19 protein-coding genes and 3 tRNA genes are annotated in these 24,400 nt (G+C 55.5%); 4 read left to right on the top strand and 18 right to left on the bottom strand.

The annotated features are described in order from the left end of the window. Positions 1–113: 113 nt before the first annotated feature. The 9 genes from ACYVDM_RS17240 to ACYVDM_RS17280 all read right to left on the bottom strand — a co-directional run bounded on the left by ACYVDM_RS17240 (position 114) and on the right by ACYVDM_RS17280 (position 8,263). Positions 114–188: transfer RNA gene (locus ACYVDM_RS17240), tRNA-Thr, on the bottom strand. A gap of 5 nt (positions 189–193) precedes the next feature. Then, positions 194–267: transfer RNA gene (locus ACYVDM_RS17245), tRNA-Gly, on the bottom strand. 122 nt (positions 268–389) lie between these two features. After that, positions 390–476: transfer RNA gene (locus tag ACYVDM_RS17250), tRNA-Tyr, on the bottom strand. Positions 477–555: 79 nt separating this feature from the next. Continuing rightward, a complete protein-coding gene (locus ACYVDM_RS17255) occupies positions 556–1,560 on the bottom strand; it encodes an asparaginase (protein ID WP_415791332.1) in 1,005 nt (334 codons plus the stop codon). Beyond that, complete coding sequence (locus tag ACYVDM_RS17260; protein WP_415791334.1) at positions 1,553–2,479, bottom strand: ParB/RepB/Spo0J family partition protein; 927 nt, start codon at positions 2,477–2,479, stop codon at positions 1,553–1,555. The genes ACYVDM_RS17255 and ACYVDM_RS17260 overlap by 8 nt, the downstream gene beginning before the upstream one ends. Positions 2,480–2,653: 174 nt before the next feature. Beyond that, positions 2,654–3,454, bottom strand: a complete 801-nt coding sequence (locus ACYVDM_RS17265) for a ParA family protein (protein WP_415791336.1) — start codon at positions 3,452–3,454, stop codon at positions 2,654–2,656. Next, positions 3,451–4,128, bottom strand: a complete 678-nt coding sequence (rsmG, locus tag ACYVDM_RS17270; protein WP_415791338.1) for a 16S rRNA (guanine(527)-N(7))-methyltransferase RsmG — start codon at positions 4,126–4,128, stop codon at positions 3,451–3,453. Before rsmG ends, ACYVDM_RS17265 begins: the two co-directional genes overlap by 4 nt. Beyond that, on the bottom strand, positions 4,125–6,044 hold the full coding sequence (mnmG, locus tag ACYVDM_RS17275) for a tRNA uridine-5-carboxymethylaminomethyl(34) synthesis enzyme MnmG (protein WP_415791340.1): 1,920 nt from the start codon (positions 6,042–6,044) through the stop codon (positions 4,125–4,127). The genes rsmG and mnmG overlap by 4 nt, the downstream gene beginning before the upstream one ends. Positions 6,045–8,056: 2,012 nt before the next feature. Next, the gene (locus tag ACYVDM_RS17280; protein WP_415791464.1) at positions 8,057–8,263 is read right to left on the bottom strand and encodes a cold-shock protein; all 207 of its coding nucleotides are present in this window, start codon (positions 8,261–8,263) and stop codon (positions 8,057–8,059) included. A gap of 269 nt (positions 8,264–8,532) precedes the next feature. Between ACYVDM_RS17280 and ACYVDM_RS17285 the strand changes: the two genes are divergently transcribed. Further along, the gene (locus ACYVDM_RS17285; RefSeq protein ID WP_415791342.1) at positions 8,533–9,699 is read left to right on the top strand and encodes a pyridoxal phosphate-dependent aminotransferase; all 1,167 of its coding nucleotides are present in this window, start codon (positions 8,533–8,535) and stop codon (positions 9,697–9,699) included. 83 nt (positions 9,700–9,782) lie between these two features. Here ACYVDM_RS17285 and ACYVDM_RS17290 read toward each other — a convergent pair whose 3' ends face one another. From ACYVDM_RS17290 to ACYVDM_RS17310, 5 genes are all read right to left on the bottom strand, one after another. After that, complete coding sequence (locus ACYVDM_RS17290) at positions 9,783–11,309, bottom strand: tripartite tricarboxylate transporter permease (RefSeq protein WP_415791344.1); 1,527 nt, start codon at positions 11,307–11,309, stop codon at positions 9,783–9,785. Then, on the bottom strand, positions 11,306–11,743 hold the full coding sequence (locus ACYVDM_RS17295) for a tripartite tricarboxylate transporter TctB family protein (RefSeq protein WP_415791346.1): 438 nt from the start codon (positions 11,741–11,743) through the stop codon (positions 11,306–11,308). Before ACYVDM_RS17295 ends, ACYVDM_RS17290 begins: the two co-directional genes overlap by 4 nt. A gap of 110 nt (positions 11,744–11,853) precedes the next feature. Beyond that, positions 11,854–12,852 (bottom strand): Bug family tripartite tricarboxylate transporter substrate binding protein, encoded by a 999-nt coding sequence (locus ACYVDM_RS17300; protein ID WP_415791348.1) that lies wholly within the window; start codon positions 12,850–12,852, stop codon positions 11,854–11,856. Between the two features lie 117 nt (positions 12,853–12,969). Continuing rightward, the gene (locus tag ACYVDM_RS17305; RefSeq protein ID WP_415791466.1) at positions 12,970–14,382 is read right to left on the bottom strand and encodes a sensor histidine kinase; all 1,413 of its coding nucleotides are present in this window, start codon (positions 14,380–14,382) and stop codon (positions 12,970–12,972) included. Between the two features lie 46 nt (positions 14,383–14,428). Further along, on the bottom strand, positions 14,429–15,106 hold the full coding sequence (locus ACYVDM_RS17310; protein WP_415791350.1) for a response regulator: 678 nt from the start codon (positions 15,104–15,106) through the stop codon (positions 14,429–14,431). 457 nt (positions 15,107–15,563) lie between these two features. Here ACYVDM_RS17310 and ada point away from each other — a divergent pair, with 457 nt between their 5' ends. Further along, positions 15,564–16,682 carry a bifunctional DNA-binding transcriptional regulator/O6-methylguanine-DNA methyltransferase Ada gene (gene ada / locus ACYVDM_RS17315; RefSeq protein WP_415791352.1) on the top strand — a complete coding sequence of 373 codons (1,119 nt, stop codon included), beginning with the start codon at positions 15,564–15,566 and terminating at the stop codon, positions 16,680–16,682. A gap of 14 nt (positions 16,683–16,696) precedes the next feature. Here ada and ACYVDM_RS17320 read toward each other — a convergent pair whose 3' ends face one another. The 3 genes from ACYVDM_RS17320 to ACYVDM_RS17330 form a co-directional block, all read right to left on the bottom strand. Continuing rightward, positions 16,697–18,442 (bottom strand): protein kinase domain-containing protein, encoded by a 1,746-nt coding sequence (locus ACYVDM_RS17320; protein ID WP_415791354.1) that lies wholly within the window; start codon positions 18,440–18,442, stop codon positions 16,697–16,699. A 44-nt stretch (positions 18,443–18,486) separates the two neighbouring features. Further along, the gene (locus ACYVDM_RS17325) at positions 18,487–19,299 is read right to left on the bottom strand and encodes a formate/nitrite transporter family protein (RefSeq protein WP_415791356.1); all 813 of its coding nucleotides are present in this window, start codon (positions 19,297–19,299) and stop codon (positions 18,487–18,489) included. Positions 19,300–19,594: 295 nt separating this feature from the next. Next, on the bottom strand, positions 19,595–20,488 hold the full coding sequence (locus ACYVDM_RS17330) for a LysR family transcriptional regulator (protein ID WP_415791358.1): 894 nt from the start codon (positions 20,486–20,488) through the stop codon (positions 19,595–19,597). Between the two features lie 95 nt (positions 20,489–20,583). Between ACYVDM_RS17330 and ACYVDM_RS17335 the strand changes: the two genes are divergently transcribed. After that, positions 20,584–21,330 carry a sulfite exporter TauE/SafE family protein gene (locus ACYVDM_RS17335; RefSeq protein ID WP_415791360.1) on the top strand — a complete coding sequence of 249 codons (747 nt, stop codon included), beginning with the start codon at positions 20,584–20,586 and terminating at the stop codon, positions 21,328–21,330. Between the two features lie 2 nt (positions 21,331–21,332). On the opposite strand, the gene mnmE is transcribed toward ACYVDM_RS17335, so the two are convergent. Next, a complete protein-coding gene (gene mnmE / locus ACYVDM_RS17340; RefSeq protein ID WP_415791362.1) occupies positions 21,333–22,691 on the bottom strand; it encodes a tRNA uridine-5-carboxymethylaminomethyl(34) synthesis GTPase MnmE in 1,359 nt (452 codons plus the stop codon). Between the two features lie 183 nt (positions 22,692–22,874). Here mnmE and ACYVDM_RS17345 point away from each other — a divergent pair, with 183 nt between their 5' ends. After that, a complete protein-coding gene (locus ACYVDM_RS17345; protein ID WP_415791468.1) occupies positions 22,875–24,398 on the top strand; it encodes an ABC transporter substrate-binding protein in 1,524 nt (507 codons plus the stop codon). The last annotated feature ends 2 nt before the right edge of the window (positions 24,399–24,400 follow it).

Below are 24,400 nucleotides of genomic sequence, written 5' to 3' on the forward strand. Positions count from 1 at the left end.
GACCAATCGTACCCACGTTCACGTGCGGCTTGGTACGTTCAAACTTGCCTTTTGCCATGGCTGACTCCTGACCTGGATTGAAGCTTCTGACTAGAAGAGAACAAAAAAATTTGTGGTGCCCATGACGCGGATCGAACGCGTGACCTCTCCCTTACCAAGGGAGTGCTCTACCACTGAGCCACATGGGCAATCTTGGAGCGGGTGAAGGGAATCGAACCCTCGTCGTAAGCTTGGAAGGCTTCTGCTCTACCATTGAGCTACACCCGCGGGCCACCTTTCACCACTCGTCCCACATTTGCTACACCCAGGCTGTCGTACGATCAGTCGCAAACAACAGGGCTTTACATCAAGAATCCAGGCAGACTGCCTGGATTCAGAATATGGGTCTCTGGTGGAGGAGGTTGGATTCGAACCAACGTAGACGCAAGGTCAACAGATTTACAGTCTGCCCCCTTTAACCACTCGGGCACCCCTCCGGAGAACTTGAAATTATGGACACTTTTAAAATGAAAGTCAAATCCAGTGACTGGGTTTTTTAAGGATTTGGCATTTTTTTTAATAGCGATCGAAAAAATCTTGTAGCTGAGTGGAATTTTGCGTCTTCGACAGGCCCAGCATCAGCAAGATACGGGCCTTTTGGGGACTCAGCTCACCCGCGGCGATGAATCCCGCCGCGTCGTCGTCGACTTCGACATTGCGGCCAACGTGCCCACTGCCAGTCCGGCTGGATCTCACCACCGCCACCCCGTTGGCCATTGCACGTGCCAGGGCTTGCATCGCCACATCCGTGGCATTGCCGTCGCCGACCCCCGCCAAAACGATCCCCTGCACACGCGTCGCCAGAAAATCGATCAGATCGCTGCCCAGATCGACGCCCGCATGAATCACCTCTACACGCGGCCAACCGGCCTTGTCGAGCATTTCGAGCGAGAATTCGCTGGCCGTACTATGCACGCTGTCGTTGCGAGAAAAAAAATGAACGGCCGGCCCACGCATGACTGCCGCCCTACCCCGATTGGGCGAGGCAAAGGCATTGACCCCAGCGCAAGCAACCTTTTGGACTTCGCGCGCGTAGTGGACGTCTTCGTTCATGACGACCAGCGGTCCGCGTCCGGCCGCTTCGGCGCGGCCCGCCAAGGCAACGGCGTGGAACAAGTTCGCCGGCCCGTCGGCACCCGGCGCGGTGGCGGGACGCATCGCACCCACCAGCACGAGCGGCTTGTCATGCCGAATCACCAAACTGAGAAAGTACGCGGTTTCCTCGAGCGTATCGGTGCCGTGGGTCACCACGATACCGTCTACGGAGGGATTCCGGCTCAGCGCCTCCACGCGCCGGGCCAGGTCGGCCCATACGGCGTGGGTCATATTCTGGCTACCCACACTGGTCACTTGCTCTGCTTGAATGTGCGCCAATTGCGCCAGAGCGGGTGCGGCAGCCAACAATTGGCCAACATCCAGTGCGCCGGCACGGTACGCGTGCGTGGCAGCCTCAGCTTGGGCGCCCGCGATGGTGCCGCCCGTCGCCAGGACAACAATCGTCGGCAAGCGCCGTTCAGGCATCCAGCACTCCCGAGAGCCCCTGGCGCTCCAGTAGTGAGTTCAGGTGTTCCCAACCGTGAAAATCGATCACGATCTGCCCCTTTTCTTTCGTGCCGACTTTCAAGGCCACACGCGTGCCCAACTGATCCGACAAGGCTTCTTCCAGACGCGTCACGTCTCGCGAAGCACCGTTGCTTTTTTTGCGAATCATCGATTCGCTATCTCTGTCTTTGACGGCTTTGGTAACCAGCTTCTCGGCTTCACGCACGGACAAACGCTTGGCAATGATCACGTTAGCCAGTTGAATCTGCATAGCGGCCTCGACCGCCAACAACGCGCGAGCGTGGCCCATGTCGACGTCGCCCGCGAGCAGCATGGTCTGTACCGGCGCCGCGAGATTCAACAAACGCAGCAGGTTGCTGGTCGCCGAACGTGAACGACCAATCGCCGTCGCGGCCTGTTCGTGAGTCAGGCCAAAATCATCAAGCAGACGGCGCACACCGTGCGCTTCTTCGAGCGGGTTGAGGTCTTCGCGCTGGATGTTCTCGATCAGCGCCATGACAGCCGCATTTTCATCCGCGACTTCTCGAACCAGTACCGGAACCTCTTTCAGCCCAGCCAACTGGGCCGCACGGTATCGACGCTCGCCGGCAATGATCTCGTAATGCCCGGGCTCATCATTGAGTGCGCGCACCAGGATGGGCTGCATGATGCCTTGCGTACGAATGGACTCCGCCAGCTCGTTCAAGGCGCCCTCGTCCATGCGTGTACGTGGCTGGTACTTGCCCGCGCGCATCTTACCTACGGGCAATATCGATGGCGGACCTTCTGGTGCTTCGGCGGCTGCAGTGGGTTTACCGATGGTATCGATCGCGGGCCCATCTGCACCGAGCAGGGCATCCAGCCCACGACCCAGACCTTTGGGTTTTTTGGTGGCCATGTGGCAAATCCTTTTTACAACTTGCTATGCGTGCTGTGGATATCTTGTGAGTGGCATAGATGGCGAGAATCCAAGGAATACGCTTGGAACGCAAATGGGAACGATACGCCCGATCATCTATGTCGTGAACGTGTGGATAACCCCAGCAAGACGATATGAATGGTCATGAAAAAATCAGTCCATGGCTTCGACGCGCTTGACGACTTCGGCGCTGAAAGAAATATAAGCTTGGGCGCCACGCGATCCCTTGTCGTACACCACGCCAGGCAAGCCATAGCTAGGCGCCTCGGCAAGGCGGACGTTGCGCGGGACGACGGTCTTGAAGACTTTTTCGCCAAAGTGCGATTCCAGCTGCGCCGAAACCTGCTGCTGTAGCGTGATGCGCGGGTCGAACATCACGCGCAACAGGCCGATCTCGCGCAGATCCGCGTTGATATTGCGATGCACGCGCTTGATGGTGTTGACGAGATCAGACAACCCTTCGAGGGCAAAGTATTCGCACTGCATCGGAATGATGACGCCATGCGCGGCCGCCAGACCATTGAGCGTCAACAACGATAACGTCGGTGGGCAGTCGATCAGGACAAAATCATATTGCGTCGCGACAGCTTGGATCGCGGACTTCAGTTGCCGTTCGCGCTCTTGCATGTTGACCAGGTCGATTTCGGCGCCGGAGAGCTCACGGTTGGCTGGCAGTACGTCATAACCACCGGCCTCGGAAGGTACGCGGGCCTGTTCGATCGTGGTATCGCCAATCAGCACGTCGTATAGCGTGGATTGCAGCGTACTCTTGTCAACGCCGCTACCCATGGTGGCATTGCCTTGTGGATCGAGGTCTATCAACAATACGCGCTTGCCTAGCGTGGCCAGGCCTGCAGCCAGATTGATGGTGGTCGTCGTTTTGCCGACACCGCCTTTCTGGTTCGCAATGCAAAACACGCGGGTGGAACGCGCGTCGGACGATGGTTTGTTCATAGAGTTCCTTGACTGCGACGCATCCAGACCAGGCAACGTTGCGCATCCAATTGCGGCACCTGCAGAGGCTGGACATTTTCAACCTGCCACGCGCCCTGTTGATGCAAGACTTGAATCTCGTCTTCAGGAAGCTTTCCCTTCATGGCGACGAGGGTACCATCGTTGGATACATGATGACCGGCCAACGATGCAAAATCATTAAGCGAGGCAAATGCACGCGAGATGACGATGTCGCAATCTGCCGGCGTCAGGTCTTCGACCCGCGCATGCTTCGCAGATAAATTGGGTAGGGACAGCACCCCTGACATCTGGCGTACGAAAGCCATTTTCTTCTCGACCGCATCCACACAACTGACTTGCCAGGCAGGCCGCATGATAGCCAGCACCACGCCTGGCAAACCGCCACCCGAACCGATGTCATATAGTTTGGCGGTGACAGCGCTATCGAACTTGCGCACAAGCGGATTCACCACGCTCAGGCTATCAAACAGATGCTGCACCAGCATTTGCTCGGGGTCGCGGATTGCCGTCAGGTTGTAGGTACGGTTCCACCGTTGCATTTGCGCCAGATACGCTAGCAACAGATTGATTTGTACACTCGTAACGGACAAGCCCAAGGTATCGCAGGCTTGTTCCAGCTGCTGTGCCAGACCGGCGTCAGACACGGTGCTCATGCGGCTTGTTGGCGCGTGCCGTAATGCAGGCGCTTGAGGTGTATGAGCAATAGCGAAATCGCGGCCGGGGTAACGCCAGAAATGCGCGCTGCCTGTCCGATCGTTTCAGGGCGGTGCGTTTTGAGCTTTTGGCGAACCTCGAAAGACAGGCTGCTGACCGCATCATAGTCGATGTCTAAGGGGATATGCTGTTGTTCGTGCGAGAGATGCTTTTGCACTTCGTCTTGTTGCCGCGCGATATAACCCGCGTATTTGACCTGTATTTCGACTTGCTCGGCCAGAACATCCTCATCCGAAACCCCTGGACCCGCCAGCAAGGTGCCATCGACGTTGTGAGCCGCCATGAGCGTGGCGTAAGAAACACCGGGGCGTTTCAGCAAATCTGATAGTGAGTACTCACGTTCAATTGCTTTGCCCAGTAATGGCTCGGCCACTTCAGCAGGAAAACTTCTGGGATTTACCCACGTCGATTTCAGGCGTTCAATCTCTTTCGCCACGGCATCACGTTTGCGGCTAAAGGCGTCCCAGCGCGCATCGTCGACCAAGCCTAATTTGCGTCCTGTTTCGGTCAGGCGTAGATCGGCATTGTCTTCACGCAAACTGAGCCGATATTCGGCACGTGAGGTAAACATGCGATAGGGTTCTGTCACGCCGCGCGTGACCAGATCATCGACCAATACACCCAAATAGGCTTCATCGCGACGAGGAGTCCAGACCTCTCGATCCAACGCTCGCAATGCCGCATTTGCACCCGCCAGCAATCCTTGAGCGGCCGCCTCTTCGTAACCAGTCGTACCGTTGATCTGACCCGCAAAGTACAAACCCGCAATTGCCTTCGTTTCAAGCGTCGATTTGAGACCGCGAGGATCGAAATAGTCATATTCGATAGCATAGCCTGGTCGCAAGATGTGTGCGTTCTCCAGACCCGGCAGCGAGTGGATCAGATCCCATTGCACATCAAACGGCAGGCTGGTGGACACGCCATTGGGATAGACCTCGTGGGTATCCAACCCTTCGGGTTCCAGGAACACCTGATGCGACGTCTTGTCTGCAAAACGATGGATCTTGTCTTCGATGGACGGGCAGTAACGTGGCCCGACTCCTTCAATGACGCCGCTATACATCGGCGAGCGGTCCAATCCCGCACGGATGATGTCATGCGTGCGGGCGTTGGTATGCGTAATCCAGCAAGGCAACTGTCGGGGATGCATCGCCGTGTTCCCCATGAAAGAAAACACTGGCACTGGATCCAGATCACCGGGTTGCTCTTCCAGGGCGCTGTAATCAATCGTGCGTCCATCAATACGAGGAGGCGTGCCCGTCTTCAGTCGACCCTGTGGAAGCTTCAACTCTTTTAGACGTTGCCCCAGCGAGGTGGCGGGAGGGTCTCCCGCACGGCCACCTGAATAGCTCTGCAAACCAACATGGATCAGCCCGTTAAGGAAAGTACCGGCTGTCAGTACGACGGTGCGTGCACGAAATTTCAATCCAATTTTGGTTACCGCACCGATGACGCGATCGCCTTCGACCATAAGATCGTCAACGGCTTGCTGAAAAATCCACAGGTTGGCCTGATTTTCTAGTCGATGCCGGATCGCTTTTCGATAGCGCACACGATCGGCCTGTGCCCGGGTAGCACGGACGGCAGGGCCCTTTGAACTATTCAGGATACGAAACTGAATCCCAGCCTCGTCCGTGGCGATGGCCATGGCACCGCCCAGGGCATCGATCTCTTTGACCAAATGGCCCTTGCCTATCCCGCCGATTGACGGGTTGCAGGACATCTGGCCTAAGGTCTCGATGTTGTGGGTCAACAGTAATGTCTTAGCACCAATGCGGGCTGCGGCGAGGGCAGCTTCGGTGCCGGCATGACCGCCTCCGACGACTATCACGTCAAATTCGCGCGGGTAATTCATGATGAGGGCTGGGAGAAAGAGCTTGTTAGACTCCATTATAGAGGTGCCAGCGCCGATGTTTCACGTGAAACATGCAACGGAGTTGCAACGGTGGGCATTTTTTCGCCGTGCGTGTGCTGTAGCCACGGCTATTCTCGAACGATCCCTTGTTCCACGTGAAACAATGGAAGTCTAGCCACAGGAATAGGCGTGCCTATCAACAGCGGCGTGAAGGTCGGAAGATGTTCCACGTGGAACATTACCAGCAGGCATCGATCACTGGCAGGCCCTATACGGATACAAGCACATAGATCAATTTTTCAGAAATACGCGCATATCTACAGCTTCATGTGATGCTATCGCGTCTATGACAAACTAGGATTATTTCACCGTGGACTTATTCTCCGGCACCACGTGGAACAGAGGTGCCGACTCAGTCAAACACGATGATGGGGCCACCAAGCCTATTCGCAATTTGCAGCCTGCTCTTCCAAGTCAGTCCTATGAAGATGAATCCGAGCTATTCAACACCAATACCACATAGAAGAATCCAAAATGAAATTGTTTCACGTGGAACAGTCTTCTCTTCCACTGGAATGGTAGGAAGCCTTCGCGCTGGATGCACCAAGTCAAAAATGGGGTGATAGGTGTCTAGTGGAGGAAATAGACATGTTCCACGTGGAACATACATAGCGGAAACTCCATGAAGATGTCATTTCACAAAGCTAAAGCACGGAACGGCTACCCGTGACATGACATACATCGGTAAACCTACATATCGAAACCAGTAGCTAATAGAACAACCAGCTCATAGCACCCACATATTTTTCACAGTACGAAGCGAATAAAATTAGATTCACGGAGTGTTTATCAGAAAGAGAAGGGCTGAGCATTGATAATGTCCACCACCGGTAGGCAGCGGCATAACCCAATGTTCAAGTACTGGATTGATCTCACGTTTCACGTGAAACACAAAGGGACAGTGACTCCGTGAGCTTTCACAACGTAAGCGAAAAACGCGCTTAACCAAAGACCATTTTCAATATCTTCTAGAAAATTTGCGAAGAAGGTCTGGTCTACTGGCCCCAAGAAAACCATAGCTGTAACGGAGGATCCACGACCAAAGCTCGCAGTTGGATGCCAATTCCTATGTTCTTCTTTATCCCAAAAATCCTCGGACAGTTTGTTATCTGGGAATAGCTCGGTACATACGATGGAGTAGGAAGAAGCGAGGAGTTCGATCTATATACCCTAGACAACTACCAAGGTATTTTTAATCATCGCTACTCGTATTCAACGCCGAGTGCCACATTTAGCGCTTCACGTGCACCAACCCATCACCACTTATCCACACCGATATGTGGTCAATTGCAGCTTCTGTGAATATCGTTGTGGGGTCAAATAATAAGACTGGGGTTCAACCCCCTATCTACACGTCACGGCAACACTTTCTACGTAGAAAACTCGCACGATCCCGCGGGAATCACAAAGCTATCCACAAACTAATCCAAGATTTTCAGTGATCAGAATTTGGAAGAAAAGGGTGCAAAATCGCCTGGGGATATCTTTGTGAACAACTCTGATCAAGCAACCAAGAATCGGACCGAGAAAACCATAGACCAGCTTGCGTATCTGTCGAGGTTTTACCGTCCAACTAGAAGAACCTCGGCTTAAGCCTTGAAAAACCTAAGAAAAATATCAACAGCTAGCGGATGCTCAGTTATTTCTGTCCTGATAGCCTACACACTATGAATCGAGACATTCATATAGCGTCACTGTGCAAAACCCAGGATTTTTTTAATATGTGGCAACGCCTCGTGATTTTCACGTAGGTTGTTTATTCACACCTTGTCCACACGCTTACTCCCAATGTTATCCACAGCCCGGGATAACTAGGCCCCAATGACCTTCATGAGTGATCTGCACTAACGCAGGTCGCCGAGCGCAGATGCAACAACGCCCCGGAGCCAAGCGGCCAAGGGGCGTTGTAGGCCAGGTCGAACCTGGCTCACGGGAAAGCGGGATTTCCCGAATTAAAGCGGGCGAATCTCGGCCGCTTGAGGCCCTTTCGGACCATCCTTTACTTCGAATTCCACTTCCTGACCTTCGTTCAGGCTGCGGTAACCGCGGCCCTGAATAGCCGAGAAATGCGCGAATACATCAGTACCGCCGGTGTCCGGGGTAATAAAGCCGAAACCTTTGTCGGCATTGAACCATTTAACCTTGCCCTTCTGAACCATTTGTATAGCGTCCTGGTAGTAAAAACGAATTGCCAGTGAATCAAGGACGCCGACTGGAAAGGTCGGTACAACGCTTGAATCAACCGCGATAGTCAGCATACTCACGCATATTGCGTTAAACAAATAGTTGTTTACCCCTATGTCGCTTTTTGCCCATGCTGCAGGCGGCGCAATACACCGGTCATAAAAGCCGGCTATCTGGCGTGCAGACGGTCGAGTTAATGGGATACTTACCAGGTCCTTTACTCCACTGAAACTGTGTCATTGCCATGATCCGATCCAAGCTGCCCGATGTGGGCACCACCATTTTTACTGTCATGAGCCGCCTGGCCATCGAGCATCAGGCCATCAATCTCGGGCAGGGATTCCCCGATTTTGATCCAGACCCCCGCTTATGTCAGTTGGTGTCGGATGCCATGGCGGCCGGCCATAATCAATATCCGTACATGCCTGGCGTCGCGCCGTTGCGCCAGGCGATTGCTCAAAAAGTCCAGGCGCTTTACGGCCATACCTACGATCCGGAAACCGAGATCACGATCACCAGCGGCGCAACAGAAGCCTTGATGGCGACCGTACTGGCAGCCGTCAATAGTGGTGACGAAGTCGTCGTCATCGAGCCCTGCTATGACTCATACCTGCCCGCGATACGTTTGGCAGGAGGCACTGCCGTGCCCGTCCCCCTGCGCGCACCAACCGCCGAGGATCCTTACTACCGCATCGACTGGCAACGCGTACGCGACGCGATTACCTCGCGGACTCGGCTGCTCATGCTGAACTTTCCGCACAATCCTACGGGCACCGTGCTGGATTCAAGCGATCTGGATGCCCTGGAAAGTATTGTCCGCGAAACCGGCGTCCTGCTGCTATCGGACGAGGTGTACGAACATATTGTCTTCGACGGTAAGCCGCACGCCAGCCTGGCCACGAGACCGTTGTTGGCCGAACATACTTTCGTGATTTCGTCGTTCGGGAAAACGTATCACACCACGGGATGGAAGATTGGCTATTGCTGCGCACCCCGTCAATTAAGCGCCGAACTGCGCAAAGTGCATCAGTTCATGGTGTTTACCGTACCGTCGCCCATGCAATTCGCGCTAGCCGAATTTATGCAGGACCCCAAACCCTATACCGAGTTGCCCGCGTTTTATCAAGCCAAACGCGACCGGTTGGCGGCAGGCTTGGCCAACACGCGATTCAAACCGCTGCCCAGTCCTGGTACCTTTTTTATGTTGGCGGATTACAGCGCAATCTCTAAACAATCCGAGGCCGATTTTGCGCGGGATCTGACTGTGCGACACGGCGTGACGGTGATACCGATCTCTGCCTTTTACCAGCACCCCGATGCAGAGGCCTCTAATCATCGCCTGGCGCGGTTTTGCTTCGCAAAGAAGGACGCAACCCTGGATGCAGCAATTGAACGCTTAGCGGACGTTTAAACCCGTTTACACGTTATTGGTTTATCCAGAAAAATGGGCCGAAAGAAACATTTCTTTCGCCCCATTTTCTGCAAGTCGTGCGACTAAGCCGTAACTTGCTCCGACTTTTGACGTTTGCGTAATTTGCGCACGATCTGCGGAACCACCACCACAGCAATTGCCGCTGCCCATAATCCGATCGATACCGGGCTGTCGAACAGCACGGAGATCTCGCCATTTGTGATCGACAAGGCGCGACGCAGATTCTGTTCCATCATATTGCCGAGCACGACACCAAGCACCAGGGGCGCCATAGGTACACCAAACTTGCGCAGGAAATAACCGATCGTGCCAATGCCGGCGACCAACAGCAGATCAAATGTACCCGCGTTGATTGCATAAACGCCGATGTAACTGACGGCGAGAATACCCGGCACCATCAACCAACCCGGCACAGACAAGACCTTGGAGAATACCCGCACTAACGGTACGTTCATGACGAACAACATCACGTTGGCGATGAACAGCGAAGCAATCAGCCCCCACACCAACTCCGGCTTGGTATCGAACAACACCGGACCCGGTGTAATGTTGTAGAGCGTCAGTGCGCCCATCATGACTGCGGTCGTGCCTGAGCCCGGCACACCCAGCGTCAACATTGGAATAAAGGACCCGATCGCGGAAGACGTGGCCGCAGATTCAGGCGCAACCAGACCCCGCATATCGCCTTTGCCGAATTTGGCATTGGGGTCTTTCGCTTCGATGATGCGCTTTTCCTGCGAGTACGCCACCGCCGCGGCAACACTGGCCCCGGCACCCGGTAACACCCCCACGACAAAGCCAACCAATGAGCTGCGAACAATACTCCACCACGTAAAGGCCAGCTCTTTCAGATTGAATAGTTTGCGGCCACTGGATGTCACTTCGACGCTTTGGCCCGCTATGACTTTCTCCAGCATTTCCAGCATTTCCGCGACAGCAAACAGCGCAATGACGACGACGACAAAATCGATGCCATCGGCCAGGTGAACGGACTCGAAGGTATAGCGATACACCCCCGAGTTGGCGTCCACACCGATCACCGAAATGCCCAGACCGATCATCGCTGCCAACACCCCTTTGACAGGCTCTTTACCCAACAGGCTAGTCAGGCAGCAAAATGCGAAAACCATCAGTACAAAGTACTCGGCAGGCCCGAATGCCAATGCCCATTTCGCCAATAAGGGTGCCAACAAAATGATGCCGGTCACGGACACGATGGCGCCGATAAACGCCGAACAAGCCGACAAGGACAGCGCAACGTTAGCCAGTCCCTGCCGTGCCAAGGGATAACCGTCCAGCGTCGTCATGATCGCGCTGGCTTCACCCGGCACGTTCAACAAGATGGACGTAATACGGCCACCGTACTCTGCGCCGACGTATACCGCGGCCAGCAGAATCAGCGCGGTTTCCGGAGGCAAGTTCATGGCAAAGGCAATCGGAATCAGCATTGCCACGCCGTTGACCGGGCCCAGGCCGGGCAACACGCCCACCATGGTGCCAATAAAAGAGCCTATGGCGGCGACCAACAGATTGTTCAGCGAGAACGCAACGCCAAAGCCAATGGACAAATGATCCATGATGCCGCTCATAGCAGATCTCCCAGCAGACCGGTGGGCAAGACAACATCCAACAGTCTGTCAAACAAGAAAAAGAAGAAAACGCCCATGATGACGCCACCCGCCACGCATTTCAGCCATCCACCGCCAAACAGGCGACCGACATAAACCGTCATCAGCGCCGTCGCAATAATGAAACCCAACCACTGGAATAGGAATGCGTAACCTGCAGCCCCCAATACCATCAATGCAATACGCGAATTCGCCGCCAGCGAATTCCCTTCGATAGGATTGCCGCCCTTGATTGCCAGACGCAAACCGCACAGGCCGATGATCAAGGCAACCAACATGGGGAAGGCGCGCGGCCCGACAGGCTCATAGGCAAAAGGCGCTTCGATGTCCCAGCCCGCCCATGTCATGAAGGCAGCCAGAATTAGGGCACAAATGCCCAGCGTTCGATCATTCATGATCCCGATTCCTGAAATCGATGTGCGTCAACCGTTCATCCACGCTTGGTCAAGCGCAAAGATGACGCAAAACAGGGCGCCACGAGCGGGCGCCCCCCAACACTACGTTTTTATTTTTTGATCAAGCCGAAACTATCAGCCAGCTCTCGGTACTTTTGCACCTGCTGTTTCACGTACGCATCAAGCTCGGGACCCGTTTTGTTAAACGGGAACAGGCCTTGCTGGTCGCGCAACTTCGCGTATTCCGGCGAGGCCATGGTCTTGTTAAATGCATCGACCCAGAATTGATAGTCTTCGTCGGAGACTTTGGGGCCTACGTAAAAGCCACGGATGATGGGCCAGGTGATGTCATAGCCCTGTTCTTTAGCGGTCGGCACGGAATTCAGCTTGCCTGGCAGACGTTCGTCGTTGAACACGGCCAACACACGAATCGGCGCGCCCCCTTCGAGCATGGTAAAAGCCTCGGCAGCATCACCCATATAGGCCTGAATGTGCCCGCCACGCAGCGCCGTGACGGCTTCGCCACCCCCTTCAAAGGCCACAAAGCGCATTTTGCGGAAATCAACATCCGCAGCCTTGGCCGTGAGGGCGGCTTTCATCCAGTCCTGGCTACCCACGGTACCGCCGGCGCCCAACACAACCTTGGTCGGATCCTGCTTGAAGGCCTCCATCAAGCTCTTCAGGTCGTGGTAGGGCGAATCGTTGCGGACCACGGCGACACCGTAATCCGTACCAATCCCCGCCAACCAGCGCACGTCATTGACGTTGTATTTGCCGAATTTTCCTTGGGCAATGTTCAGCAATGAACCTCCCGAAAACGCCACGACCTTGCCTGGCTCATCAGGGTGTTGTGCAACGATGTTGTTGTAGGCCACTGCGCCAATGCCACCCGGCATGTAGACGATGCGCATGGGGGACTTTAGTGCGCCGCTCTGTTTGAGGCCTTCGACCGCTAGACGGCAGGTCAAATCAAAACCGCCGCCCGGTTGAGCGGGAGCAATGCACTCGGGCCGACGGGGTTCGTCAGCAGCATGGGCGGTTGTTATGCCCAAAGATAGGGCACATGCGCCAAATACCGCAGCAAGGCGGGCTTTTAGGAAGGGTTGCATCTTGCGGTCTCCGTGAATCGCATTTTTTGGATGTCGTCGTAGGCGGGCCACTCCCATAAAAACGGGATCATGGCCAACGGATCAGAACCGTACCCAATAATGCCTTTCCGGAACCTTTCAATTTCCTGCAATTTCATGCCGCATTGCAGCATCCGGGAATGAATCCACGGTAAACACCAGTGCTGCACGCAAGCCGGGCAGAGGATCTCGGTTTTCGAGAACGATCTTGCCACCATGAAGTTCCACGATCGTGCCGACGATGGCCAGACCCAAGCCCGCGCCAGATTTGTTTTTCCCGGCGGCCCCCCGGCGGAACCGGACGGTGGCCTGAGAAATGTCGCTGGCCGACATGCCGGGCCCATGGTCTTGGACCGTGACCCTGGCATGGCGATCATCGGCATACACCCTAACGGTGACCTCGCTATTGGCTGCGGTATAGCGAATCGCGTTGTCGACCAAATTGCTGAGGGCTTCGCGCAATAGCCAGTCTATCCCCTGGATGCGAACCGGGCGGGACGCCTCCAACCCCAGATCCAGGTGACGTGCCCGGGCGGCCGGCAACAGCGTGCGGATGACGCCTTCCGCTATCTCGACCAGATCGACGTCCTCGGGCATCAGGCCGGCTTCTGCGAACGAGGCGTTCTTGGCGCGAGCCAGTGCCAGCATCTGGTTTGTCGCGCGGACGGCTCGATCTAGGCCGTCCTGCATGGCCAGCAGGACCGCGCGGATTTCTGCAGGATCCGATTCGCGTAACGCATAGGCGGTCTGAGTTCGCAAAACGGACAATGGCGTGCGCAACTGGTGAGAAGCGTCGTCCAGGAACTGTCTTTGTAGCCTCGCCTGGGCCGTATAACGGCTCATGTGACGATTTACGGCATCAACCAAGGGAGCGACCTCACCCGGAATATCTGGTGCGTCTACGGGCCTTAAATCGTCTGCCGAGCGTTTCTCCACATCCTGACGTAATCGTTCCAGGGGACGAACCGTCCGAAAAACGCTCCAGACCACGACCAGCACCACGATCAGAATGACCAGGATGTCTCGCTCGACCGAGCGCAGCAATGCCTGGTTGAGGAAACTTTGGCGCGAATCGATCGCTTCGGCAACCTGCACGACAACGCGTCCCCCGTAGTTGTTGTACAGGGGAGGATCCATTGGCCGGGCCATCGCGGCAATACGCAACGCCAACCCTTGATATTCGGCGTTAAAAAACTGAGCTTGACCCGAAATCAGCGGTGCCTTGGGCAAGGGCAGGTCTTGATTGCCAATTTCCGCCAAACCGTCTTCTGTCGCAACGCGGTAGTACAGGCTGCCATTGGCTGTGAGCTCGAAAAACTCCAGCATCAGGTAGGGCTGTTCGAGACTGAGTCCGCCGCTTGCTGTGGATATGTTGTGGTCGATGGAACGCAGTGCCCCCGCCAGAGCACGATCGTAGGCGCGATCGACTTGTTCGCGCAGTTGATAATTCGACAGCCACAAAGCGATCAACATGATGAAAACCAGCGCGGGAATCAGCCACCACAACAGCAGCGATTTCAGCGTGCGCCGATGGGCAGGCTGTGCCCAACGTAGCGGCCTAATCTTCAAGAACCGTCTCCAGGCAATAGCCTATGCCGCGCAAGGTGACGACTTGTACACCGGTGTTGGCGAGTTTTTTACGCAGTCGATGTACAAGAACCTCGATGGCCTCGAGGTTGATATCGGAATCATCAGTCTGGATGCGATCAAGAATTTGCTGTTTATTGATCGGTTCGCCGCTGCGTTGGATAAGTACGCGAAGCACAGCTTGTTCACGGGGAGATAGCTGTAACGGTTGACCGCGAACGGTAAACCGCTGTGCAGAAGTATCCAGCACCAAATCACCCAGTGTCAGTCGCGGATGTTCGCGTCCGCGACTGCGGCGAATCAAGGCAACAAGCCTGGCCTCGAGTTCTTCGAGAACAAAAGGTTTGGGCAAAAAATCATCAGCACCCTGATGCAACGTACCGACACGTTCGGTCAACGAGTCGCGGGCCGTCAGCACCAACACCGGTGTTCGGTCATCGCGACCTCGAATTTTAGCCAGCAAACTGTGCCCATCCATGCCGGGCAGGCCCAGATCCAAAATAACGGCGTCGAACTCCTCCACAGCGAGCCGTCTTTCGGCGATGTGTCCATCGTCTGCCCATTCCACCACAAATCCGGCATGACGCGCAAGGCTGCGCGACAGCCAACGTGCCAGTTCGGATTCGTCTTCGATGAGGAGTATACGCATGGCTTATTTTCGCACTGGTTGCCGCCGGCGATAGAGTATCTATGTTTTCTCTTATCTTTTTCTTTATATAAAGACTAATGATTAATGGGTGTCTGTGGATAACTGCATCAACTCAAAAAAAACATTTTATTTCATGGACTTGTAGAGGTTTTTGCTTGTGCAGCAGTTGTGTTTAGTTGGGCGAACGAAGTTGAACAACTTTTGAGGGACAGGCTAAAAGGGGGACTTGTTCAATTTGCGTCCACACGCTGTGCACAGTCTCGCGTTCTAGAGGTTATCCACAGGGGCGTTTTCGGGGAATGACGGATTTTCAGATAGTGTGTGAATGCTTACTTTCTACTAATTTCGGCAGAAAAATTTTTGTTAGAGAATTCAAGCGCAAGATATGGAGTTCTTGTGCTTGAATTCTGATTTACCGTGATATTTCCATCGAAAGGGTGATTTTTTGGTGACTATCATGTCAACCGTGCTGACTGACGTAAACCCGTCCAGCGATCATTTGTACACGACTGAAGAAGCCCGCTGGCGAGCGGTACAAGAAAGAGATGCTACTGCCGACGAGCATTTTGTCTACGCTGTATGCACGACCGGGATTTACTGTCGTCCCAGCAGTTCGGCACGCTTGCCACGCCGTGAGAATGTCAGATTTTTTGATAACCCGGCAGCGGCGCAAGCGGCGGGTTATCGACCTAGTCAGCGCGCCAGTGCAGATCGTAGCGTGGCGGCTGCTCGTCGCGCGGCGCTTGCTGCGCAGGCTTGTCGCTGGATAGAAAGTGCGCAGACGCCCCCCAGTCTGGAAGCCTTGGCTAAACAAGCGGGTGTCAGCGCCTTTCATTTTCATCGCTTGTTTAAGGCCGAAACCGGATTGACGCCGAAAGCCTACGCCAGTGCGCATCGGGCCAAGCGTTTGCGTCAGGAACTGAGCGGCGCTTGCACTGTTACGCAGGCCATCTACGAAGCTGGGTTCAATTCCAATAGCCGATTTTATGAGGCGTCGGCGGATATGCTGGGAATGCGCCCACGCGACTATAAGGCGGGAGGCGCGAATACGGTTATACGTTTCGCGGTGGGTGAGTGCTCACTTGGATCGGTTTTGGTGGCTTGTAGCGAACGAGGGATTTGTGCGATCTGGTTGGGTGATGATGCGGATCAGTTGGTAAGAGATCTGCAGGATCGCTTTCCTAATGCCCAGTTGAGCGGAAACGACCCTATTTTTGAACAGTGGGTTGCCCAAGTGGTCGGGTTTGTCGAAACACCGGCGCTGGGATTGAATCTGCCTTTGGATGTGCGTGGAACGGCATTTCAACAACGTGTCTGGCAAGCGTTGCGTGATCTGGCCCCAGGGACCACCGTCAGCTACGCCGAGATTGCCCAACGAATCGGGGCGCCCAAGGCGGTACGCGCGGTAGCCCAGGCTTGCGGCGCCAATCAGTTGGCGATTGCAATCCCTTGTCATCGTGTTATTCGGCGAGACGGGGATATTTCAGGGTACCGATGGGGCGTGGAACGTAAGCGGGAATTATTGCAACGGGAGAGGGAGTCCGATAGCGTGACCCAGGACAATTCAGGCTGTTGATGGCATCGGCGTGCCTAGCGAAACGCCAATAGCATGATGACGATGGCGACCAGTATCACGCTCAACCCTTTCCAGAAGGCGAGCGGGTTGCGCTCTAACAGAGATATGTGCCCGCGCCCGGTGTTTGCATGAGGATGCTGCAATGCGTAGACGAATTCGGACAGTTCTTGATAACGCGCTTGCGGATCGGGATGTACGGCTTGACTCAATACCCTATCGACCCAGGCAGGAATTGCGCGTTGATCATTCAAGACGGAGTCATATTGCAAACGGCGTTGGGCGGCACGCGTCCGGACTTTTGCCACTTGCGTACCGTAGGGCAATCGACCTGTGAGCATCTGATAGGTAATGACCCCTAAAGCATAGATGTCAGAGACGGTAGAGCCGGATTCGCCTAAGAAATATTCAGGAGCCGAATATTGCGCGGTGCCAAGTATTTGTGGGATGGGATGACCAATCGCTATTTCCGCGATGCCCGCAACCCGTGTCGAACCAAAATCAATAATTCGAGCTGTTCCGTCTGGGTCGATCAAGATGTTGTCGGGACGTAGATCTTGATGGATCATTTCTTGTCGATGAAATGCTTGTAGACCTTTTGCGATCTGCTCGATGATGTGAATGACTTGATCGAGCGTCGGGTCGGGGTGTTCATCCATCCACTGTGTCAACGTGATGCCTTCGAGATATTCGCAAACGGTGTAAAGACTCAGGCGGGTGCGCGTTTGCGGCCAGGCTTTGAGCACGTGACGACTATCAATACGCCTGGCTATCCATTCCTCCATCAATAGCCGTTCCAGATAAACGGGATCGTGACGTAGATCTAACGACGGAATCTTGATCGCGACGTGAACGTCGGTGCCGATATCAACGGCGCGATAGACATGACTGCGGCTGCTGGCATGGCGCTGTTCAATAATCCGGAAACCTTCGAACACGGTACCGGCGGTTAACAGAGGCGGGCATGGCAATGTCCCCGCTAGATGGGCGATTTCGCTCGTATCAGCCGACGGCAGTTCATCGATTCGCACGATTTGCACGGTCAGGTTGTCGGTGCTGCCGCAGGTGTAGGCAATGTCCCGCAATGTCTGTGCGGCGAGATCCAGCACATCGGCATGCATGGCAATGGCATTGACGATGGCTGCGGGGTGAAGATGTTCGTACACGCCGTCCGTCGCCAAGATAAAGATATCCCCGATTTCGAGGCGCTGGGTGTGATAGTCGATCTCTACATGGCGAGACAAGCCCAATGCTCGACTGAGATAACTTTTATCGTGCGCGAGCCAGATACGATGGTCTTCGGTGAGTTGCTCTAGCGTTTCACCACGCAGTCGAAAAATACGGGCATCACCGATATGGAAAAGATGGGCCGTGGTGGATTTCAACACCAAGGCACTCATTGCACAGACGTAGCCGCGATCTTGATCGTGACGGTGCTGACTCTGGCGTGTCTGTGCATGCAGCCAGCCGTTGGCGGCGTGCAAGACGCGTTGCGCCGATTTTTTAACCGACCAGGTTTCGGGGGTGCAGTAATAGTCTTCAAGAAAACTCGCGACAGCGGTTTCGCTGGCGATGTGGCTGACGCCGCTGCTGCTGATGCCGTCGGCGATGGCGACGGCAATGCCTTTCGTGTCCAACAACGGCTTGCCTGGAATACATAGGCCGTGAAAGTCCTGGTTGCTGGGCTTACGGCCCCGGTCGGAATACTGTCCTGCCGTGACGCGTAATTGCTTTACGACAGGTTGGAATACGAAGCGATCCATGTGTGGGGCCGGCATAACGATGCGGACGTTAATCGGTACTGCGATTAGTTAAAATGACGTTTGGGCGCAGTCCTGATATGGGTGGTGTACAACGTCAGTCCGGTCAATGAGATACCACCGATCAGGTTGCCCAGTACCACGGGGAGTTCATTCCAGATCAGATAGTCCATCACAGAGAAATTGCCACCCAGGATCAGTGCCGACGGGAACAAGAACATGTTGACCACGGAGTGTTCAAATCCCATGTAAAAAAACAGCATGATGGGCATCCACATGGCAATGACTTTGCCGCTGACACTGGTGGAGATCATCGCACCGACAACGCCCAGCGACACCATCCAATTGCACAACACCGCGCGGATAAAAATCGTCAACATACCCGCCGCGCCGTATTCTTTGTAGCCTAGCGTACGACTTTCCCCGATATGTGAAATCACCTCTCCGACCTTCCCGGCGGGGATAGAAAATCCATACGTGAACACAATGGCCATCAATACGGCGACGGTAAGCGCACCGATAAAGTTGCCGACAAAAACGATGCCCCAGTGCTTCAGAATGGCGCCGGGTGTGACACCGGGTCGCTTGTCTAACCAAGCCAGGGGCGTCAGCATGAATACGCCGGTCAGCAAGTCAAAACCCATCAAATACAGAATGCAAAAACCGACGGGGAACAGGGCGGCTCCCAGAATAGGCAATCCGGTTTGCACATTGATCGTTACCGCGAACACGGCGGCAATCGCCAGAATGGCTCCGGCCATGCAAGCGCGAATCAACGCGTCGCGCGTGGCCATATAAATTTTCGACTCGCCCGCGTCGACCATCTTGGTGACGAATTCTGAAGGGACCAGGTAGGACATATGTTGCGTTCCTATATCGGGAAAGAGGCTTTCAACAGCCAAAAAAACAAAAAGGCGCCCATGACCGGAGAGGGTCAAAGGCGCCATTGCCTGGGACTTGAATGAGTTGTCGTGCCGAACGGAGTTCGTCAGGAGAGATAAAGCAACAAGTGTGCCAACGCAGGAAGGCTGGTGATTACCCCGGCCAAGTCGGGCCTCGGGGGCGGTACATCCCTGGCTTGTTCTTCAATGTGGTGCAAAAAATGGGGCTAGCGCACGGGCATGCACTGTTCTGATGCATGGTTATCGGTCGATGTCAGGTCTGATGCCGACCGCCCAGATGCGTCAGAAGGCTCTGCATAGGTGGTGTCAGTGTTTTCCATTCTCGGAAGCACAGACACAGTTGCCGGCGTGCCCAGTCTTCGGCCAGTGCCAAGGTGTGGTAACCCAGCTTGCGTTGATAACGGTGGGCAATGCCTTGCGGCACGATGCCCACACCGATGCCGTGCGCCACCATTTCGCACAGCCCTTCGAAGGTTTTCATGCGTATGCGTAATGTCAGCGTCCCACCGACGGCATTGGCCTGCTCATTGATGTGATCCTGTAATGCGTTGCCGTACGCCAGGCCGACAAACGACTCACCCAGAAGGTCAGTCAAGCGGAGGGTGCGGTGCTGTTCGAAACGGTGTCCTGCCGGCACGATTAAAACGAGGTGGTCCTTTGCGACGGGCTGTAGCTCAAGGCCATTCGCGTCGACGGCATCGGACACGATGCCGGCTTGTGCCAGGCCAGCCGTAATGGTTTTGACGATCTCCGTACTGGTGCGTTCTTTTAGATCGAGATACAACTGTGGTCGGCTGGCTAACCAGGGGGCGAGCCGCTGCGGCAGAAACTCCGTGAGTGCTGCCGTGTTTGCGTACAGATGTAGCGTGCCGCGCGCGCCTGTGGAAAAGTCTTTGAGTTCAACCTTAAGCAAATCCTGTTGGCGCAGGATCAAGCGGGCGTGATGTGCCAAGGCCTCTCCGGCTTCGGTAGTGAGGACACCGCGCGAGTGCCGCGTCAGCAAGGCGACGCCGGCGTCCGTTTCGATATTGCGCAGCCGTTCACTGGCAGAAGCCAGTGCCAAGTTCGCACGCGCGGCACCCTGAGTGATGCTGCCGGCATCCACCACGCACAGAAATAGTTGTAGATCTGCCAGGTCAAACCGCATAGCGTCACGCGCTTCCTTTCAGCCTTCGGATGGTCCGAAGGCAAACACCCGAAAACCGCATTGTGCCAAGCTATGAAAAAGACTCCAATAGCGACATGACTGAATCCACGATTTTCTTTTTATCTTTCACCCTGACGTTTCTGGCCGCTGGATTGGTGAAGGGTGTTACTGGAATGGGCCTGCCCACCGTGGCGATGGGATTGCTGGGCTCGGTGGTCCCACCCGCGACAGCGGCAGCGATATTGGTGATTCCGTCATTTGTGACCAACGTCTGGCAATTGCTGGCGGGACCCGCGACGGCGTCGTTGCTACGCCGTTTGTGGCCCATGATGCTGGCGGTCATGGTGGGAACGGTAGGGGCGGCGGCGCTGTTGGTGCGCGTGGACCCGCTGTGGTCGGCATTTTCGCTAGGTGTGGCGCTGGTCGTGTACTCGGTGTATTCGTTGTTTGCACCGGCGTTGTCCGTTGAGCCGCGAATTGAATCTTGGCTATCACCGGTGATTGGCATGTTGACCGGTGTTGTGACGGGCGTCACAGGCGTGTTCGCTATCCCGGCCGTGCCTTACTTGCAGTCCCTGAACTTGGACAAGGACGAATTGGTCCAGGCGCTGGGCCTGTCATTCACCGTATCCACGATTGCACTGGCGATTGGCCTGATGGTGTATGGGGCGTTTCAGTTGAATCAGTTGGGGTTATCTGCCCTGGCCATCGTTCCAGCATTGATTGGCATGTGGTTGGGACAGAAAGTGCGGGCGATGATCAGCCCCAAGCGATTCCGCCAGTGCTTTCTGGTGTTTATGGTTTTGCTGGGATTGGAGTTGACTTCGCGACCGTTTTTTTGAGATTACTTCCCAATACAAAAACTCGAAAAAATCTCCCCCAGCAGATCATCGCTGGTAAACCGGCCGGTAATACTGCTCAGGCTGTCATGCGCCAACCGCAACTCTTCGGCAAATAGATCCAATACGCGGTCGTCCTGCGCGGCGTGTTCAGTCGCGGTGCTGAGATGCTCGGCGGCGTCTTGTAGTGCGTGTAGGTGGCGTTCTCGTGCCAGCCAGGGGGATTCCGCACCGGGGTTCCAGCCAGCCAATGCAAGGAGCTGATTGCGCAGCTCATCCAGACCCGCGCCTTCGCGAGCGGAAATACCCAATTGCCCTTGAACGGCGACAAAGGGCTGATCCAGCAGATCTACCTTGTTAAATACCGTTAGTAATGGCGTGCGCGCAGGCAAGCGTGCGACGATTTGCGTATCGAGTTCGTCCGCGGGTTGGGTGGCGTCTTGCAGGTGCAGGATAACGTCGGCGCGCTCGATTTCCTTCCAGGTGCGCGCGATGCCGATGCTTTCGACGGTGTCGTCGGTCTCGCGCAGACCGGCCGTGTCGACGATGTGCAGGGGGACGCCGTCGATGTGGATTTCTTGTACGACCTTGTCGCGCGTCGTGCCGGCAATGGGGGTCACGATGGCGATGTCGTCGCCGGCCAGCGCGTTCAAGAGGCTGGATTTTCCTACATTGGGCTTGCCTGCCAGCACCACGTGCAGTCCTTCGCGCAGGATGACGCCCTGGCGGGCCTGGGCGATGAGGGTGTTCAGGTCGGCGGCCAGGGCTTCCAATGTGGGGCGTGCCTGGTATTTTTCGAGAAAATCGATTTCTTCTTCGGGAAAATCCAGGGTGGCTTCGACCAGCATGCGCAGGTGAATGATCCGATCTGACAGGGCATTGACCTGGGCGGAAAATTCGCCGGACAATGAGGCCATCGCGCCGCGGGCGGCTGCTACGGACGATGCGTCAATCAGATCGGCCACGGCTTCGGCCTGAGCGAGGTCCATTCGGTCATTCAGAAACGCGCGACGGGTGAATTCGCCGGGCTCGGCCAGCCGAACACCAAGATCGGCGCCCGCTTCGAGGCAGCGATCCAGAATACGTCGCAAGACGGCGGGGCCACCGTGCCCTTGTAACTCGAGTACGTCTTCGCCGGTATAAGACTGCGGCGCCCGGAAATATAAGGCGATACCTTCGTCCAGTTGTTCGCCGTTGGCAGCCATGAAGGGCAAATAGTGGGCGTGGCGTGGCGTGAGTGCGCGGCCGAACAGATGACGTGCCAGGGCCGATAAATCAGGGCCAGACACCCGAACAACGCCGATGCCGCCACGGCCGGGGGCGGTGGCGATTGCGACGATGGGGACCTGTGTAGACGGGGACATGGGTGATTCATTCAATACGGCAATAAGGGAATATAACTGTTGCGCAGGCAAGTGTTTGCTGGTTAATGTTTGCCGGCAGTCCAACCTACACAGCCACATTGCACAGGCTAGGAGAGCACGATGGCGTCTCATTGGTTACGTTTATTGGCGGGCGGCACACTATCGGCGGCGATCGCGTTAAGCATGATGGCGCCTGCCGCGGCGCGAGATCTGGTGGTAGCGCTCAAAACTGAGCCCAGCTCGATGGATCCGCAATATCACGCGCTGACGCCCAACACGCAGATTTCTCAAACGCTGTTTGATCCGCTGGTGCGTTCTGACTCTAAATTACAGCCGATACCGGCGCTGGCTGAGTCCTGGACCGTGGATGGAAATGTCTGGACATTCAAGCTGCGTCCGAATGTCAAGTTTTCGGATGGCTCGCCGTTTACCGCTGAGGACGTCGTGTTTAGCTACGACCGTATCCCCAAGGTGCCTAATAGTCCGTCACCGTTCACGCTGTATTTGGGTTCGGTCGCCAAGACCGAAGCGGTGGATCCGCTGACGCTGCGTATTACGACCAAAGCGCCCGCGCCGAATCTGCTGATTAATCTGGCGCAGCTGCCGATTCTGTCAAAGACCGCGGCGGCGGGCCCTGCCCCGGAAGGCAAAACGACGACCGAGCTCAATAGCGGCAATGGGTTGGCGGGGACGGGCCCCTATAAATTTGTGTCCTGGAAGCGGGGCGCGGAGTTGGTGTTTGCACGCAATGAGAACTATTGGGGCAAAGCGCCAGAATGGGATCGCGTGATCTATCGTCCAATGTCTAATGCGGCGAGCCGCGTTGCCGCTTTGCTCGCGGGCGACGTGGACTTGATTGAGGATCCTCCCACCGACGACTTGGCCAACCTGAAAAAGAACAAAGATTTGTATGTCCAGGAAACGCCTTCGGTGCGGGTGATGTATGTGGCGATGGACCAGTTTGCCGAGCCCTCGCCAGGGATTCCGGGGCTGACTAAAAATCCGCTAAAGGATAAGCGGGTGCGTGAAGCGCTGTCGCTGGCGATCAACCGCGATGCGATCGTTGACCGCGTGATGGGCGGCGTGGCCAAGGCGGCGGGCAATATGCTGCCAGTCCCCATGTTCGGGGCATCGAAAGCGCGTGCCGAGGCACCCAAGGCCGATGTGGAAAAAGCCAAAGCGCTGTTGAAAGAGGCGGGCTATCCCGACGGGTTTTCAATCACGCTGGGCGCACCCTCAGGTCGTTATGTGAACGACTCCAAGGTCGCGCAGGCAGTGGCTTCCATGTGGTCGCGCATTGGGGTTAAAACGAACGTTGAAGCGCTTGCTCCATCGGTGTTCTTCAAAAAGCGTGATAGCTATGCGTTCAGTGCTTATCTGGCGGGCTGGTCAGTGACCAGCGGCGAAATGTTGAATCCGTTAGCGTCGCTGCTGATGACCCGCAATCCGGATGCCGGCGAAGGCACGACCAACCGGGGTCGTTATTCCAATCCCGAAATGGATAAGCTGGCGCGTGAAGCCGCCGGCACCATGGACGAGGCCAAGCGCGAGGAGTTGCTGATCAAGGCCAGCGACATGGCGATGGACGATTACGCCATGCTGCCGTTGCATTTCGAGCTGTCGGTTTGGGCGATGAAGAACGATATCCGTTATGAGGGTCGACCCGATCAGACCACCTTGGTGCAATACGCGACGTTGAAAAAATAAGC

The sequence above is a fragment of the Bordetella tumulicola genome (assembly GCF_054779135.1).

Bases quoted from the DNA above. Each gene is read 5' to 3' on its own strand.
- ACYVDM_RS17255 (WP_415791332.1), bottom strand. From the start codon at position 1,560: ATGCCTGAACGGCGCTTGCCGACGATTGTTGTCCTGGCGACGGGCGGC.
- ACYVDM_RS17265 (WP_415791336.1), bottom strand. From the start codon at position 3,454: ATGAACAAACCATCGTCCGACGCGCGTTCCACCCGCGTGTTTTGCATT.
- rsmG (WP_415791338.1), bottom strand. From the start codon at position 4,128: ATGAGCACCGTGTCTGACGCCGGTCTGGCACAGCAGCTGGAACAAGCC.
- mnmG (WP_415791340.1), bottom strand. From the start codon at position 6,044: ATGAATTACCCGCGCGAATTTGACGTGATAGTCGTCGGAGGCGGTCAT.
- mnmE (WP_415791362.1), bottom strand. From the start codon at position 22,691: ATGTCCCCGTCTACACAGGTCCCCATCGTCGCAATCGCCACCGCCCCC.
- ACYVDM_RS17325 (WP_415791356.1), bottom strand. From the start codon at position 19,299: ATGTCCTACCTGGTCCCTTCAGAATTCGTCACCAAGATGGTCGACGCG.
- ACYVDM_RS17310 (WP_415791350.1), bottom strand. From the start codon at position 15,106: ATGCGTATACTCCTCATCGAAGACGAATCCGAACTGGCACGTTGGCTG.
- ACYVDM_RS17280 (WP_415791464.1), bottom strand. From the start codon at position 8,263: ATGGTTCAGAAGGGCAAGGTTAAATGGTTCAATGCCGACAAAGGTTTC.
- ada (WP_415791352.1), top strand. From the start codon at position 15,564: ATGTCAACCGTGCTGACTGACGTAAACCCGTCCAGCGATCATTTGTAC.
- ACYVDM_RS17285 (WP_415791342.1), top strand. From the start codon at position 8,533: ATGATCCGATCCAAGCTGCCCGATGTGGGCACCACCATTTTTACTGTC.
- ACYVDM_RS17290 (WP_415791344.1), bottom strand. From the start codon at position 11,309: ATGAGCGGCATCATGGATCATTTGTCCATTGGCTTTGGCGTTGCGTTC.
- ACYVDM_RS17345 (WP_415791468.1), top strand. From the start codon at position 22,875: ATGATGGCGCCTGCCGCGGCGCGAGATCTGGTGGTAGCGCTCAAAACT.
- ACYVDM_RS17295 (WP_415791346.1), bottom strand. From the start codon at position 11,743: ATGAATGATCGAACGCTGGGCATTTGTGCCCTAATTCTGGCTGCCTTC.
- ACYVDM_RS17330 (WP_415791358.1), bottom strand. From the start codon at position 20,488: ATGCGGTTTGACCTGGCAGATCTACAACTATTTCTGTGCGTGGTGGAT.
- ACYVDM_RS17260 (WP_415791334.1), bottom strand. From the start codon at position 2,479: ATGGCCACCAAAAAACCCAAAGGTCTGGGTCGTGGGCTGGATGCCCTG.
- ACYVDM_RS17300 (WP_415791348.1), bottom strand. From the start codon at position 12,852: ATGCAACCCTTCCTAAAAGCCCGCCTTGCTGCGGTATTTGGCGCATGT.
- ACYVDM_RS17320 (WP_415791354.1), bottom strand. From the start codon at position 18,442: ATGGATCGCTTCGTATTCCAACCTGTCGTAAAGCAATTACGCGTCACG.
- ACYVDM_RS17335 (WP_415791360.1), top strand. From the start codon at position 20,584: ATGACTGAATCCACGATTTTCTTTTTATCTTTCACCCTGACGTTTCTG.